The sequence below is a fragment of the uncultured Methylophaga sp. genome, assembly GCF_947259025.1.
Taxonomy (GTDB): domain Bacteria; phylum Pseudomonadota; class Gammaproteobacteria; order Nitrosococcales; family Methylophagaceae; genus Methylophaga.
On sequence record NZ_CAMYKO010000005.1, the window covers coordinates 811,447 to 826,049 of the forward strand.

At 51.4% G+C, this 14,603-nt stretch carries 12 protein-coding genes and 1 pseudogene; 2 read left to right on the top strand and 11 right to left on the bottom strand.

Annotated features, from left to right (window positions below; genetic code table 11):
• Nucleotides 1–17: 17 nt before the first annotated feature.
• The 5 genes from Q0X64_RS09890 to ectA all read right to left on the bottom strand — a co-directional run bounded on the left by Q0X64_RS09890 (nucleotide 18) and on the right by ectA (nucleotide 4,854).
• A complete protein-coding gene (locus tag Q0X64_RS09890) occupies nucleotides 18–896 on the bottom strand; it encodes a tetratricopeptide repeat protein (RefSeq protein ID WP_297812093.1) in 879 nt (292 codons plus the stop codon).
• Complete coding sequence (locus Q0X64_RS09895) at nucleotides 881–2,323, bottom strand: aspartate kinase (protein WP_297812096.1); 1,443 nt, start codon at nucleotides 2,321–2,323, stop codon at nucleotides 881–883. Before Q0X64_RS09895 ends, Q0X64_RS09890 begins: the two co-directional genes overlap by 16 nt.
• A gap of 144 nt (nucleotides 2,324–2,467) precedes the next feature.
• Nucleotides 2,468–2,872, bottom strand: a complete 405-nt coding sequence (locus Q0X64_RS09900) for an ectoine synthase (protein WP_297812099.1) — start codon at nucleotides 2,870–2,872, stop codon at nucleotides 2,468–2,470.
• An 80-nt stretch (nucleotides 2,873–2,952) separates the two neighbouring features.
• A complete protein-coding gene (ectB, locus tag Q0X64_RS09905) occupies nucleotides 2,953–4,287 on the bottom strand; it encodes a diaminobutyrate--2-oxoglutarate transaminase (RefSeq protein WP_297812102.1) in 1,335 nt (444 codons plus the stop codon).
• Nucleotides 4,288–4,347: 60 nt separating this feature from the next.
• Nucleotides 4,348–4,854, bottom strand: coding sequence for a diaminobutyrate acetyltransferase (gene ectA, locus Q0X64_RS09910; RefSeq protein ID WP_297812105.1), 507 nt, complete (start codon nucleotides 4,852–4,854; stop codon nucleotides 4,348–4,350).
• A gap of 198 nt (nucleotides 4,855–5,052) precedes the next feature.
• Between ectA and Q0X64_RS09915 the strand changes: the two genes are divergently transcribed.
• Together Q0X64_RS09915 and Q0X64_RS09920 are read left to right on the top strand one after the other, a co-directional pair.
• On the top strand, nucleotides 5,053–5,490 hold the full coding sequence (locus Q0X64_RS09915; RefSeq protein WP_297812108.1) for a chemotaxis protein CheW: 438 nt from the start codon (nucleotides 5,053–5,055) through the stop codon (nucleotides 5,488–5,490).
• On the top strand, nucleotides 5,483–6,076 hold the full coding sequence (locus Q0X64_RS09920; RefSeq protein WP_297812111.1) for a MarR family transcriptional regulator: 594 nt from the start codon (nucleotides 5,483–5,485) through the stop codon (nucleotides 6,074–6,076). Before Q0X64_RS09915 ends, Q0X64_RS09920 begins: the two co-directional genes overlap by 8 nt.
• A gap of 1 nt (nucleotide 6,077) precedes the next feature.
• On the opposite strand, the gene Q0X64_RS09925 is transcribed toward Q0X64_RS09920, so the two are convergent.
• The 6 genes and pseudogenes from Q0X64_RS09925 to Q0X64_RS09950 all read right to left on the bottom strand — a co-directional run.
• Nucleotides 6,078–8,180 carry an EAL domain-containing protein gene (locus Q0X64_RS09925; RefSeq protein ID WP_297812114.1) on the bottom strand — a complete coding sequence of 701 codons (2,103 nt, stop codon included), beginning with the start codon at nucleotides 8,178–8,180 and terminating at the stop codon, nucleotides 6,078–6,080.
• Nucleotides 8,180–10,489, bottom strand: coding sequence for an ATP-binding protein (locus Q0X64_RS09930; protein ID WP_297812117.1), 2,310 nt, complete (start codon nucleotides 10,487–10,489; stop codon nucleotides 8,180–8,182). The genes Q0X64_RS09925 and Q0X64_RS09930 overlap by 1 nt, the downstream gene beginning before the upstream one ends.
• Complete coding sequence (locus Q0X64_RS09935) at nucleotides 10,486–10,947, bottom strand: YfiR family protein (protein ID WP_297812120.1); 462 nt, start codon at nucleotides 10,945–10,947, stop codon at nucleotides 10,486–10,488. Before Q0X64_RS09935 ends, Q0X64_RS09930 begins: the two co-directional genes overlap by 4 nt.
• Nucleotides 10,948–11,019: 72 nt before the next feature.
• Nucleotides 11,020–13,071: a TonB-dependent receptor gene (locus tag Q0X64_RS09940; RefSeq protein WP_297812122.1), complete on the bottom strand. Its 2,052-nt coding sequence runs from the start codon at nucleotides 13,069–13,071 to the stop codon at nucleotides 11,020–11,022.
• A gap of 207 nt (nucleotides 13,072–13,278) precedes the next feature.
• On the bottom strand, nucleotides 13,279–14,322 hold the full coding sequence (locus Q0X64_RS09945; RefSeq protein WP_297812126.1) for an NADP(H)-dependent aldo-keto reductase: 1,044 nt from the start codon (nucleotides 14,320–14,322) through the stop codon (nucleotides 13,279–13,281).
• A gap of 78 nt (nucleotides 14,323–14,400) precedes the next feature.
• Nucleotides 14,401–14,603, bottom strand: a pseudogene (locus Q0X64_RS09950) (cytochrome c oxidase accessory protein CcoG); the annotation flags it as partial.

Here is a 14,603-nt window from a genome sequence, read left to right on the forward strand (position 1 = left end):
TCGGTCGGAAAGCGGGTTTAGCTCTCAGTCAGCGGGTTCAGTACCTTTTCCAGACCGGGATAAGATTGCAGTGCAGATAATGCCGGATCGCTCAGGCATTGCTCACGATAGGTGTCACTGTGGTTGATCGCCTGCTGCAGATAATGCACGGCATCATCAAGCTGATTCATCGCCGTGTGCGCACAGGCTAATTGATAGAAAGCGTGGCCATTGTCCGGATCGGACTCCAGCGCCAGGTGACAGAGGTTGGCGGCCCATTGCGGCTCGCCCAGTTCCAGTACCGCATCCGCCTTGTAAGTCAGTGCCTCAACATCGTAAGGACGGATCATCATGATCTGATCGTACATGGCGATCTTGTTGGTGGGGCTGGATTCCTGACCGGCGCGTAACCAGAGCGACTGCACTTCCTGAGTGCGCTCAATTTTCTCGCGGTTTTCCTCGATCTGCTGGGTTTCCAGGCTCAGTTGTTGTTCGATGGCGCGCAGTCGTTGCTCGTATTCACTGATCAGGCTGTTGATTTCCTGATCGGCCAGCGCATGAACCCGTTCCTTGATTTCACGAATTGACGACCAGCCAATCAACACCAGCACTGAGGAAGCAGCCGCAATCAGGTAGAAGAAATAAGTGACGGTGTCAGTGGCATAAGTGACAGCCTTGTCGACGGCTGAGTATTCCCGGTCAACCGACATCTGGATGAGTTCGGCTCTCTGGGCGGCCATATCGGTTCGGAGAGATTTAAGTTCATCCAGCACATAGCGCTCGATGAAGGGGGTGTAAAGCGGCTGTTCCAGCTGCTCGACTTTTTGTTCAATGGCGTCATCCTGCTGGGCCGTTTCAGCCACAAGCAGCTGAAACGGCAGCAGAAAAATGAAGATCCCTATCAGGATGCGAGGCATATGGCTTTACCGTGATCATGAATTTCGACCAGTACACTATGCAGACTTTTGATGGCATTGTCATAGTCATCTTCATCAATGATGAACTGCATATCGACCTGACGCATGGATTGGTGCATCGCCAGCACAGAAATATTCTGTTTCGCCAGCGAGCCCACAGTGCGGGCCAGGATACCGGGGATTTTCATGTCACTGCCAATCGCAGACACGATGGCAACTTTCTGCTGATTAATTTCAGCATCGGCAAAGCGTTCTTCCAGCGCATTACGAATGCGCTTGATAGTTTTCAGGTTGGTCGACAGATAATGCGTGATGGTATTGGCGTTAATATCCTTGGAAATGATATGTGCGTTAAACCGGCGAATCGTCGCCAGAATTTCACGATCATAGCTGTCAATATTACCGGCCATATCCTGATCAAACAGCTCAAAGGCATAGACGCCCTTGCAACCGGCAATGATTTCAACACAAGGATCGGCACTGACGTAATCACCGGTGATTAGAGTACCGGCGTGTTCGGGTTCAAAGGTATTACGCACCCGCAACGGGATTTCATTGCGACGCAGACCCTTGGCAGCCTTGGGATGAATCGCTTCCATACCCAGGTTGGCCAGTTGATCGGCGACATCATAGTTGGTGCGGCCAATCGGCACGGCATTGTCCTCGCCCACCAGGCGTGGATCGGCACTGCTGAGGTGGAATTCTTTGTGGATAATGGCTTCATTGGCGTTGGTCAATACCGCGATACGGCTGAAGCTCATTTCACTGTAGCCGCGATCAAACATCGACATCAGACCGTCGTCACTGTGCGCGTAGCCGGTGACGATGGGCAGTTCTTTGCTCAGATCGATTTCCTTAAAGGCACGCTTGATGCGTTCATCCAGCGGCACATGTTTGTCGGTCTGCCAGGCGGTCAGGTCAACAAACTTGGCGTTGATGCCGTCACGCTGCAGCAACTGGGTCATATTCCAGGCACTGTGCGCTTCACCGATACTGGCCAGCATTTCACGCACCGTTTCCAGGTGCATATCCAGCTCAAAGTGACCGTGCTGACACAGGCGATGCAAATCACCCAGGCAGCGCTCGGCATCTTCCAACCGCTCACCGATGAAGTCGTTGGCGCGTTGCAGGTTGGCTTTTTTCTTGTAAAAGCTTTTGTTGATGTCATACATCTTCTGCTTGAGCTCATCCAGCGCTGTTTTCCAGCTGTCATCTTCGTGACCGTTGGCAAACAGGCCGTAAACGCCGGGACGACCGGTTTTCTTGTGTTCAAGCAGCAGATCGGTCATACCGCCATAAGCGGAGACCACGAAAATTCGATTATAGATAGAGTCGTTGTGTACCGGTTTTTTGATAATGTTATCGCGCACCGAGGCATAATCGCTCATCGAGGTGCCGCCGATTTTTTCTACCGTATGAAAACTCATGGTTTACTCTCTATTTATCCTTTTGCTATTGGCCGGGGGCCAAGCTTTCCTGCTGGTGCAGGTTGAAATGCGAACCTCAGTCCGCAGCAAGTCGCTCAGACTTGCAATGATGGGCCGGCAACCGTGTTGCCGGCATTATTCAAATCAGTCTTTGATGGTGTCTGCATGCAACTCATACGAGCCGTCTTTGTTGTGCACCTCAGTGCCGTGCAAAGGCGGGTTGAACACACAGGCCAGCTTCAACTCTTTGAAGGCACGCAGCATATGGCGGTCGTGCTTATCCAGGTTGTATAGCGTGCCAGGTGTGATGGGGTATTTTTTGCCATCTTCCAAAGATTCAATCTCACCTTCACCACTGATGCAGTAAACCGATTCCAGGTGGTTCTGGTAGTGCATCCGGAAATCAGCACCTTCGTAAATGGTGGTGATATGGAATGAATAGCCCATATTGTCGTCTTTCAGCAGCAGGCGGGTACTGTCCCAGTTGCCGTTAGGATCATAAATCTTACGGTCGGTTTTTTCTGCTTCCTGAAGTTGTCTGACGAGCATGTTTTTTCCTCTGTTGGTTAATTAAAAGGTAACAAGTGAGCGAACCGGCAGGCAGGCTGCCGGTTCGTCACGGGCAAAGTTTATGAACGTGCCATTTTGTCGGCTTCTTCGCTCACCGAGTAGTCACCTTCAAAGTAGTCTTTCTCTTCCGGGATAGTGTCCGCTTTGTCACAGACTTCACGGATCGACTCTTCCAGAATGTTGATACCTTTTTCCAGGCTTTCCTGAGAAATGGTCAACGGACACAGGAATTTCACCACGTGATCCTCGGTGCCGCTGGTTTCAATAATCAGGCCCTTAAGGAAGGCGTTGTGGGTAATAGCGTCGGCAATTTCGCCGCTGACACAGTTGATACCACGGAACATGCCGCGACCGTGTGAGTTGAAGTTACCTTCACCGTATTTTTCAACGATCTTGTCAACGCGCTCGGCAATGTAATCACCTTTGGCCTGGACTTCTTTGGCAAATTTGTCGTCTTTCCAGTAGTTATCAATCGCTGCCTTGGCAGTGATGAAGGCTGGGTTATTACCACGGAAAGTACCGTTGTGTTCACCCGGTTTCCATTGATCCAGTTCCGGCTTCATCAGCAGGATAGCAAACGGAAGACCGTAACCACTCAGCGATTTGGATACGGTCACGATATCCGGATAAATGCCGGCTTCTTCGAAACTGAAGAAGGTACCAGTACGACCACAGCCCGCCTGAATATCATCGATAATCAACAGGACTTCGTGTTTCTTACAAACCTCTGACAAGCTCTTGAGCCAAGTCATTGAACAAGCGTTAATACCACCCTCGCCCTGTACAGTTTCAACGATCACTGCCGCAGGTTTATCAACACCACTGCTTGAGTCAGATAAAACTTTGTCCAGATAGTTAGTAGTATCTACATCGTCACCCATGTAGCCGTCATAAGGCATACGGGTGGCGCCCGGCAGACTGATGCCTGCACCGCCACGGTGATGACCGTTACCGGTGATGGCCAGTGAACCCAGCGTCTGACCATGCCAGCCGTTGGTGAATGAAATGACGTTTTCACGGCCGGTGTATTTGCGGGCTGTTTTCAGCGCTGCTTCCACCGCATTGGTACCGGTCGGACCGGTAAACATCACAATATAGTCTAGGTCACGTGGCTTCAGAATGTATTCATTGAAGCTTTCCAGAAACTCACCCTTGGCACGGGTGTGCAAATCCAGACCTTGCGTGATGCCATCTTCTTCGATGTATTTCAGCAGCTCTTTTTTAAACAGCTCGTTGTTATGACCATAGTTGAGTGAACCGGCGCCAGCCAGGAAGTCGAGATAAACATTGCCTTCTTCGTCATAGACAAATTCATCTTTCGCGCGGTTAAAGATACGCGGGAAAGAACGTGCATATGAGCGTACTTCCGATTCAATTTCCTCAAAAATTTTCATGTGTTGGTGTCTCCTGATAAAGGTTTTGTGTCGGTTCCAGTCTCATGGACTCAGCCACGACTATTTGATGGGACCGATTCTGACCAGCATTTCCGTTTCATGCTGGCCGGCAAAATGCTGCTGGCGATCGAACATCACTGAGTGATTCAACTCAGCATCGAGTTTCTTGGCCAGGCTTTCAAACAGGGCCCATGACGCCCGGTTGTCGGGGGTGATGGTGGTCTCGATAAACTTGACCTCGTCGCAAGCAGTACGCGCCAGGATATCCCGTAGCATGCGGCCTGCGAGGCCTTGCCCCCGGGCTTTTTCGCCTACCGCTACCTGCCAGATAAACAGGGTATCAGGCTGATCGGGCTGAATATAACCGGATATAAATCCGACAATCTCATCATTCAGTTCGGCAGCGACGGAGGTAGCTGAAAAGTGCGTGCACTGCAACAGATTGCAGTACATAGAATTAGTATCCAGTGGCGGGCACTGGGCGATAAGTTCGTACACGGCTGCACCGTCTTCTGCTGCGGGAGCCCGCAGGTTAATCGGGGCAGCTTCGGCTTGTGCAAGATTCATTGTATAAATAACTCTATTTATTTATATGTCTATTGAATTAATTAAAGGCTAATAACGAAAAATTAAACTCAACTTATTGATCATCAACATTAATATATCTTGTGTGATGACAGTGTGATGAGTTGTTTTCACGTCTAAATATATAGTACACTAAATAAATATAAAGTCCAGCCCCAATCAGAATCCTAAATAGCTCAGATGTCAGAACAATTACAGTTACAACAGTGGCTTTGTTTTCAGATAGAGGAAGAAACCTACGCCCACCCAGTGAGCCAGGTCAGGGAAATTCTTGATTACCTGGCACCGGTGCCGGTTCCCGGTGCTCAGCATTGTGTTGAAGGGGTGCTGAACATTCGCGGCGAGATTGTCACTATCGTCTCCGGCAAACATCTGCTGGGGCTGGAACAGCAGCACAGAGACACCGAACACATTATCGTAATTGAAACCAGTGCCGGCCTGGTGGGCATTAGCGTCGATCAGGTCGACAAGATCAACTTGCTCAACGACGAAGAGATGGTGCCCAGTGAACGCAGCAAAGCCAGCAGTCCGGTCAAAGGCACGCTCAACCATCAACAACAGCTACTGATCCTGACCGATTTCGAACGCTGTATTAACCAAGTGGAAGAATATGAGTAAAACTATCGGCTTAAACCTGGACGCAGTTTATAATCTGGATCTGAACCAGGCACAAAAGGACCAACTGTTGAACCATATTGAAGAGGTGCTCATCGCCCTGCGCCGCGTTATCCGGGCCACCGATCTGCATTCCAAGTATCTGGCGAAGACCACCGGTCTCACTGCGCCACAAATTCTGCTGCTGCAGACTTTGCGTGATAAAGGCCAGATCACCATTGGTGAACTGGCTCAGGAAGTCAGTTTGAGTCAGGCCACCGTGACCACCATTCTGGATCGGCTGGAAAAACGGGAAATGGTCTACCGCCAGCGATCGCAGACGGATAAACGCAAGGTACATGCCTTTCTCACTGACGACGCGCAGGAAATTCTCAAAAATGCACCGATTCCGCTACAGGAGCAGTTCACCCGTCAGTTCAGTGATTTACAGGAATGGGAGCAGACGATGATTATTTCTGCACTCAAGCGTGTGGCACAGATGATGGATGCTCAGCATATCGATGCCTCACCGGTACTGGATATCGGCCTGCTGGATCGTCAGGATACGCTGATAGACAAACCTGCCGCCTACAGAGAGACTAAATCCTAGCTCAGCGTTTTGCCAGCATAGCTTCAATTTCAGCCGGTGGCTGTGGCCGGCTGAAATAAAAGCCCTGAAACTCCTCACAGCCCATATTCTTGAGCATGTCAGCCTGCTCCCGGGTTTCCACGCCTTCAGCAATAGTTGACAGTTGGAGATTATCTGCCAGTTGCACAATCGTTTTGGCAATGGCGGCATCTTTAGGATTAAAGACAATTTCTTCGACAAAAGAACGGTCAATCTTGAGTGTGTCGATAGGAAAGTTTTTCAGATAAGTCATTGAAGAATAGCCTGTACCAAAGTCATCAATGGCCAGCCGCACCCCTGCTTGCTTCAATGCAAACAGCAAGGGAATCGTTTCAGCTATATCTTTGAGCATGGCGGTTTCGGTAATCTCGATTTCCAGCGTCTCTGCCGGCAGACCTGTCTGCTCCAGAGTTTCCTTGATCCGCTGCGGCAGATAATTCTGATTAAACTGCAAGGCCGAGAGGTTGATAGCCACCCGGTAGGCACAGCCATAACGCTGCTGCCAATGACAGACCTGGCTGCAGGCTGCCCGCATCACCCAGTCACCTATCGACAAAATCAGCCCCGATGACTCGGCCACATCCATAAAGCTGTCAGGCGCCAGTAAGCCCCGCTGCGGATGGCGCCAGCGAAGCAGTGCTTCGAAACCCACAATCTCCAGACTTTCAACTTCATACTGCGGCTGAAAATACAGCTCAAACTGCTGTTCATGAATGGCTACCCGCAGATCATGCTCCAGTTCCATCCTCAGTTTGAGGTAGTTGTTCATGCTCTCAGAAAAGAACTGGTAGTTATTCCGTCCACTCTCTTTGGCGTGATACATGGCAACATCAGCATGCTGCAACAGAACCTGCACGTTATGACCGTCATTGGGAAAGACCGCGATGCCGATGCTGAGTGTCACATATAGCGGCGTGTCATTAATGATAAAAGGCGTTGAGAAAGCCTCAATCATCCGGTTGGCCACTTCCGCAATTTGCTCTACCCGGTCTGCCCCGTCCAGCAGGACTGTGAACTCATCACCAGCCAGTCTGGCGACCCGGTTATCGCTGCTATCAAAATTGGCTTTAGCCACCAGGTCGGACTGACGCACACAGTCCCTGATACGGCCTGCCGCCTGGCACAATAGTTCGTCACCGACATGATGACCATAGGTATCATTGACGTGCTTGAAGCGATCCAGGTCCAGGAACATCAGTGTGAAACGCTGCTTGTGGCGTTTGGCACTGGCAATTGTGGTTTCCAGTTGCTCAATAAACAGTCGCCGGTTGGGCAGATCGGTCAGCGTATCGAAATAGGCGTAATAGGTGATTTCCTGTTCTGACTGCTTGCGCGCTGTGATGTCGTGGAGCGTACCGACAATACGCCACTGGCCAAACTCGTAATTAATATCGGTACGCTCATTAAGAAACTGGATCTGTCCGTCAGGGCGGATAATCCGGTACTCAATATCGTAAGGTTTTTTATCCTGCACTGCCTGGCGCACCGCGCTCAGGAAACGACGCCGGTCGTCACGATGAATGACTTTAAGTGCCCGCCGAAGGGTCAGTTTGTCATGTCGCGGCAGCCCCAGCATATCGAACATATCGGTGGAACAGTCAATGGAATCACTCTGATAGTCCCACTCCCAGTACACCAGATGTGCGATTGATTGGGCTTTGGCCAGTTTATTCTTATTAACGCTTAATTCGCGCAGGGTCCGGCTGGCCTTGAGAATATAGCGAACCCGGTGATTAAACAGCGGCCACTTCAGCGGTTTAGTCATAAAATCGGTAGCGCCAGCCTGAAAGGCATGCTCAATATCTTCCACGTCATCCAGGGAGGTCACCATTACAATCGCTGTTTCCGCGCCACCGGGTAACTGACGCAATTGCTGGCAGCACTCAAAACCGTCCATGCCGGGCATCGATACATCCAGTAAGGTCAGATCAGGTTGATGTTGGCTGAACAGTACTATCGCTTCCTCACCCTGACTGGCTTCAATGATCTCAAGATCAATACTCTTCAGTGACTGCCTCATCAGCATGCGGGTCACCGGGTCATCATCGACAAGCAGTACCCTTGTTTTTGTGACTGCCTGGGTCATCAGGCCTCCCTTAGTCTCGCCTTGAGCATCACAGTGGCCTGCTCATACTGTTCTCTCAGTACATCGAGGTGGGGATGCACATGTTCCAGCAGGTTTTCACGGCCTAGTTTCTCCAGTTGACGTGCCACTTCACTGACTCTGACTGCACCGATATTGGCGGAGCTGGACTTGAGCGCATGCGCGGCTCTGAATAACTGTTCGGCATCACCCTGACGAGCCCCCTGATGAATATCAGCGATCAGATCCGGTGATTTCTGCAGATACAGTTCAACGATATTGCCAATCAGACTGCTGGCTTGGTCTCCTGACATCTGGCGGATATCTTCTAATACCGTGTCATCAATGACGGGGACCGCGGTCTGAGCATTATCATTGCCACGCTTGAGCCACTGATTTACCACACGGCTGAGTTGTTCCAGTTTAAAGGGTTTGATCAGCAGATCATTGGCACCAGCATGACGGAACTGATTTTCCACATGACGCTGGACATCGGCAGTCAAGGCTACAATCGGGGTGCGCTGGTTGGGCCCTTGCTCCCCACTGTCACGGATCTGACGGGTCGCATCAATACCGCCCAGTTGCGGCATATGGTAATCCATCAGAATCAGCGCATACTGGTGCTGCATGCAGCAGCTGACCGCTTCCATCCCATTACTGACAATCTCGACTTCGTAGCCCAGATTCCTGAGCATGCCCTCAGCCACGGACTGATTGATTTCATTATCTTCGGCCAGCAGAATAAGCTCTCCGCTGGCTGCAGTGGTTTCGGTAGGAAGGGGTAGCGGCTTGGGAGTTACTGACGGCGCTTCCAGTTTTTGAAGCGGCAGCTTGAACCAGAACAAACTGCCCTGGTTTTCTTCACTTTTCACCCCGTAATGCCCCTTCATCAATTTGATTAACTGGGCACAAATAGCCAGTCCCAGTCCGGTACCGCCATATTTTCGGGTCACCGAACTGTCCGCCTGAGCAAACGGTGAAAAGATCTGTTTAAGCTTGCTGGGGCTGATGCCGCTTCCGGTATCGCTGACTTCAAAGCTCAGCCAGTCTTCACCATCGCTGTGATGGGTAAACACATCAATATCGACCCTGCCCTTATCAGTGAACTTGATAGCATTGTCAATGAGATTATTGAGGATCTGGCGTAAACGCAGTGCATCGCCCATTACTGTGCAATCACTATCCTGCAACTTCAAATCCATCGCGAGGCCTTTACGATCAGCCTTGGCGCGATTGGTTTCCACCACCGAACGCATGAACGTGGCCAACTCGATCCCCTGCTGTTCGAGCTCAATCTTGTCGGCATCCAGCTTGGAAAAATCGAGGATCTGGTTCAATAAAGCCAGCAAAGCCTGGGCAGAATCATTGAGCAGTTCCACCGTTTCCCTGCTGTCATTGTCGAGTTGGTTGAGCTTGAGTAATTCGGCAAAGCCAATCACCCCATTCAGTGGTGTGCGCACTTCATGGCTCATCACGGCCAGGAATTCGGCTTTGGCCTGATTCGCCTCATTGGCCAGTGCCAGCGCCGTCTCCAAAGCCTCGGTTCGGGCTTTCACCCGCTGTTCCAGTTCGCTGTTGGCCTGCTCCAGTTGCTCACCACGATGCTCAATCTCACTGATCATCTGATTAAAACTGTCAGTAAGCTGATTAAATTCCAACGTTGAGGCCGCCGGTGCCCGACGCCGGTAATCCTTGTGCAGGGTGATGGCCCGAATCGTTTCCAGCAGTTGGTTGACCGGCATTATAAACAGCGATATCAGCCACAACATCGCCAGCAAACTGGCAAAAAAGGCAATCACCACAGTGATGGTGACCACCCGGTAAAACGCGGTCATCTGTGTATTGAGCGAAGTGCGATCATCAAGCAGATAAAGTGCGCCTATCAGTTCGCCATGACTGATCATCGGCAACACCAGATGCAGGCCGGCTTTGTTCTCGCGGACCAGCTGCGGTCTGTCCTGCTGCAATACCGTGTTGATCCACGCCGGATCAATCTGCGTTTGCACGGTCTGATCCTGAAACTCGGCAAAGCGCCGGGCATTCTCATCGAAAATAACGGCCCGATTGATATCCGGCCTGACCTGGAGCGACAGCAGTGTCTGACGCGCCGACTCTTCATCATTGAACAACAGCGAAGACAGGCTGTTAGTCACCAATAGTCGTCCCAGTGCCGTTAACTCCTGTCGGGCCTGAGCCTCAATCGCCTGACGCTGGTTACTGACGATTGACATGGTAATGATCAGAATAGTCAGCAACACCAGTGCCATCATGGTGAACATCAGCCGGAATTTCAGCGTTTTAATCCACTTCATTTAACTTCCACTGCCAGCTTCAATACCTGTGAGCTCATTTTCAACCGGGCTGACTCGATCCTTGACTGGTTCACTTTAAAGCGGAACTTGTTGTTGACCCGGAATATTTCTATCATGCCGCCTTCATCACTGAAGCCGGTGATATCCGATACTGTCAGAACCGGCTTATCCTGTAAAAATAAAAATAAACGCCGCAACAGGGAACGTTCACTACGATCAATATAAACCAGATGACAATCGCGGGACTGCTCAATCTGGCTTAATTGTCTGACTTTGACCGGTTTGTTGAAAATGGCTTTGTCCTGGAGGCCTGCAAAGCTCTGTTTGAAACGTTCGGTGAAAAAGCACAAATGAATGGACTGTTGCTCTTCATCTCTGGGCCAGTGCGCATACTTGGCAAAATTGTAATTCAGCGCTGCAATCAGTGATCGTGAATCAGGTGCCTCGGCGACGGCCACGACACTCCCCCCGCTGACTCCCATGAGTAGCAGTAGCAGACAGAAAGCACTGATAATCCGGCAAGGCATCTGTTAAAACGCTACCGTCAGTTTGGCGAAGAAGCTGGGTTCAACCCGGTAGGGTATCGAAAACAGTTCCGACTTATATTCAATATGAGAACCATAGAACAGGTTTCGGCCATGGGCTGACAATATCACTTGCTTGCTGATTTGCCAGTTAATACCCAGATCCACACCGTGATAAGCCGCGACTGACTGGTTACTTACCTGTACCGGGTCAATCGAATCACTACTATCGACATAGCGCCAGGTGGCATTGAAATCCAGCTCCGGATTGAGCTGCCAGTTGGCAGTCAAAGCAGCAATCTGCTCCGGTGCATCAGTATTTTGCGTCTGTCCGCCTTTGAAATGACTCCGTGTCAGTGCATAGTTGAGGCGCAGTTTGAAGTTATCCGCGATCAGCCAATTGGCAGAGAGTTCCAGACCATAATTATAGCCCTCAGCCTGATTGGCAAAGGCCGAGCGCGTACTGATAAAGGCCGGCAAGTTTGATGTGTCCACCTCGGCCATATGGAAGCTGCGTAAATGATCATAATCGTTATAAAAAACGGCGGTATCCAGCGAAAACTGGTCTTCACTGGAGTAGCGATAGCCAGCTTCAAAACTTTTAATTTCTTCCGAATCGTAAGCACTGTTGCCAAGCAGATTGAGGCGATTGACTACCGGTCCGGGATTAAATGTCGACATCGGTGCCAGATTGCCGACGTTGATCTGATAATCGTTTTCGACCAGAGAAGGCGTCCTTACAGCACGTGACACAGCGGTCCATAAACGGTGTTGCTGATGTGGCTGCCAACTTAATCTCAGTGTCGGCTGCCATTCAAAATCAACGTAGGGATGATGTTCAAAACGCGCCGCCAGCGTCAGCCATAAAGCATCCGGCTGCAGGGTAATCTGATCCTGGACAAACAGACTCCACAGGTTGGTCGCTTCGTTGCTGCTATCGGTGCCGAATACGATCGGGTTGGTGGTCAGGCTGTTATTGATATGCCGATAGCTCATGCCCCACAAAAGATCGTGGCGTTTCCCCGCTTCCCATTCGTGAGAAAACTCGATTTCAAAGCTGTCGCGGCTAAAACCAAATAGACGCTCATCACGTTTGGCATGGTCAATGTAGGTTTTCAGATTGAACTGTGAACTGGCGGACAGGGCTTTGCTGTAATCAGCCAGCAGGTGCCAGCCGCGTGAATCACTGTCGATGTTAGGATAAGCTTGGAATGGCGCATCCAGAGTGGGAATGGCGACCGATTGGGTCATCTGACTCTCATAGGCCGCACCACTGAGCATCAGACTGGCCGAAGCCCCCAGATTGATATCAAGCCGGCCTCCGGCGTGCTGACTCCACCAGTCATTATCACTGCCTGCGTCCCGGATCTGTGTGGCAGCCGCTGCATCGACATCCTGGCTGTCAAATGTCAGCTCATCACGCTTGAAAGCTTTGATAAAGGCACGTCCACTCACGCCATCTGCCAGGCGACCGCCATAGCGGAAACCGGCAAAGCCCTGCTGATAATCCCCGGTTCCCAGTTCAGCATAGCCGCCCAACGTTTCAGCACTGTGCTTGGTCATAATATTGATGACGCCATTGACGGCATTGGCGCCCCAGATAGCGGCACCGGGACCTCGAATCACTTCAATCCGCTCGATATCGGCCATCAGCGTGTCCTGCATTTCCCAGTAAACACCGGAAAACTCGGGCGAATAGAGGCTGCGGCCATCCATCAGAACCAGCATTTTGTTGTTATAGCGGCCGTTAAAACCGCGACTGCTGACCGCCCATTTTTGAGAGTCGATTTGTGCCACATGCAGGCCGGGTACATCGCGCAGAGCCTGGGGGATGGAGCGAAAACCGCGCTGACGGATTTCCTCTGCGGTGATGACATAGACAGCTGCGGCTGCATTGGAGAGGGGTTCAGCCTGCTTGGAAACGGAGGTGACCTCGGTTTCCAGTAACTGTTGCAGACTCAAATCAAATGGGGTGGTTTCGTCTGCGCTGACGACGCTGGGCAGGGCCGAGCTGGATAATATAAAGCCCGCTGTAAGCAGCCTGCTCGCCAAACGCATGTTATCCCTCCATTGTCGATATCAGTGACGGCCTGAACCGGGGTGTCCATACCGAAGTGGCCTTGTTTCTGCCTGTCCACAACACTTACATCAGTCATCCCCAAAATACCAGCTCAAGCTGCTTGATTGGATCTTTTTGTGGTCTACCCCCGACAAACGAGGGGGGGGTATATCCCTACTCCAAGGCTGCACTGTGATCGGAGTAACTTACGGCGAGGGGTTGGGAAAACGCTGATGTATCGCTTCAATGTCTGCCAGCACCTCATCGCTGAGTTGCAAATCAATACTGGCGATATTGCTGCTCAGTTGTTGCATATCCGTCGCGCCGATAATGTTAGCAGTCAGAAACGGCCGACTATTAACATAAGCCAGTGCCATTTGCGCTGGATCCAACTGATGCCGGCGGGCCAGCGCCACATAGTCACGGGTCGCGGCCACGGCCTGTTCATTGCTGTAGCGGGCGTAATGCGGCCAACGGGTCAGTCGTGCTTCACTGGGCTGTGCATCCAGATATTTACCGGTCAGCACACCAAAACCCAGCGGTGAATAGGCCAGCAGGCCGACCTTCTCGCGGTGACTGATTTCGGCGCAGCCCACCTCAAAAGTGCGATTGAGCAAGCTATAAGGGTTTTGCACCGAGACCACGGTCGGTAAATCCAGCACTCTGGCCGTCCACAAAAACTGCATGATGCCCCAGGGCGTTTCATTCGAGAGGCCGATATAACGGATTTTTCCGGCTTTTACCTGCTCGGCCAGCACTGCTAGCGTCTCAAATACCGGGGTCATGGCGTCTTCATCGGCCTCAGGCTGGTAGCCCAGCTTGCCGAAGTAATTGGTGTTACGCTCCGGCCAGTGTAACTGGTACAGATCAATGTAGTCAGTTTTGAGCCGGCTCAGGCTGTCATCCAGAGCACGGCGGATATGATCACCATTGAACCGCGTGTGCCCGCCACGGATATGCGATACCCAGTCCGCACCCGGCCCGGCAATTTTACTGGCCAGCACAATATCATCCCGGCGACCGCGCAGCTGCAGCCAGCTACCGATGACTTCCTCGGTGGCACCATAGGTTTCAGCGCGGGGCGGAATGGCATAGAGCTCGGCGGTGTCAATAAAGTTCACCCCCTGATCCAGCGCATAATCGAGTTGCTGATGCCCTTCTTTTTCAGTGTTTTGTTCCCCATAGGTCATCGTGCCCAGACAGATTTTACTGACATCGATGTCGGTATTTCCCAGCTTGCTGTATTTCATATGCCCCGTTTCCAGTAATAAAAAAGCCCGCTTTTAAAGCGGGCTTTAGCCTAACAATGGCCCGGCTGTTCAACAAGCCTACTTGGGCCCCATAAACATACTCTGATAGGTGGTATTAAGCTGCGGCTGTTCCAATACCTCGGCGCTGAACTCAATCGGTGCCAGTCCGTCTTCAATCACCGACTCCGGTGCCCGCACCAAAGCCGTGACCGGTATCACCCGCCCCGGCTCGATAATGACTTGTTCATCCATGCCGTGCAGGCTGGCGCCTTCCAGTCCGC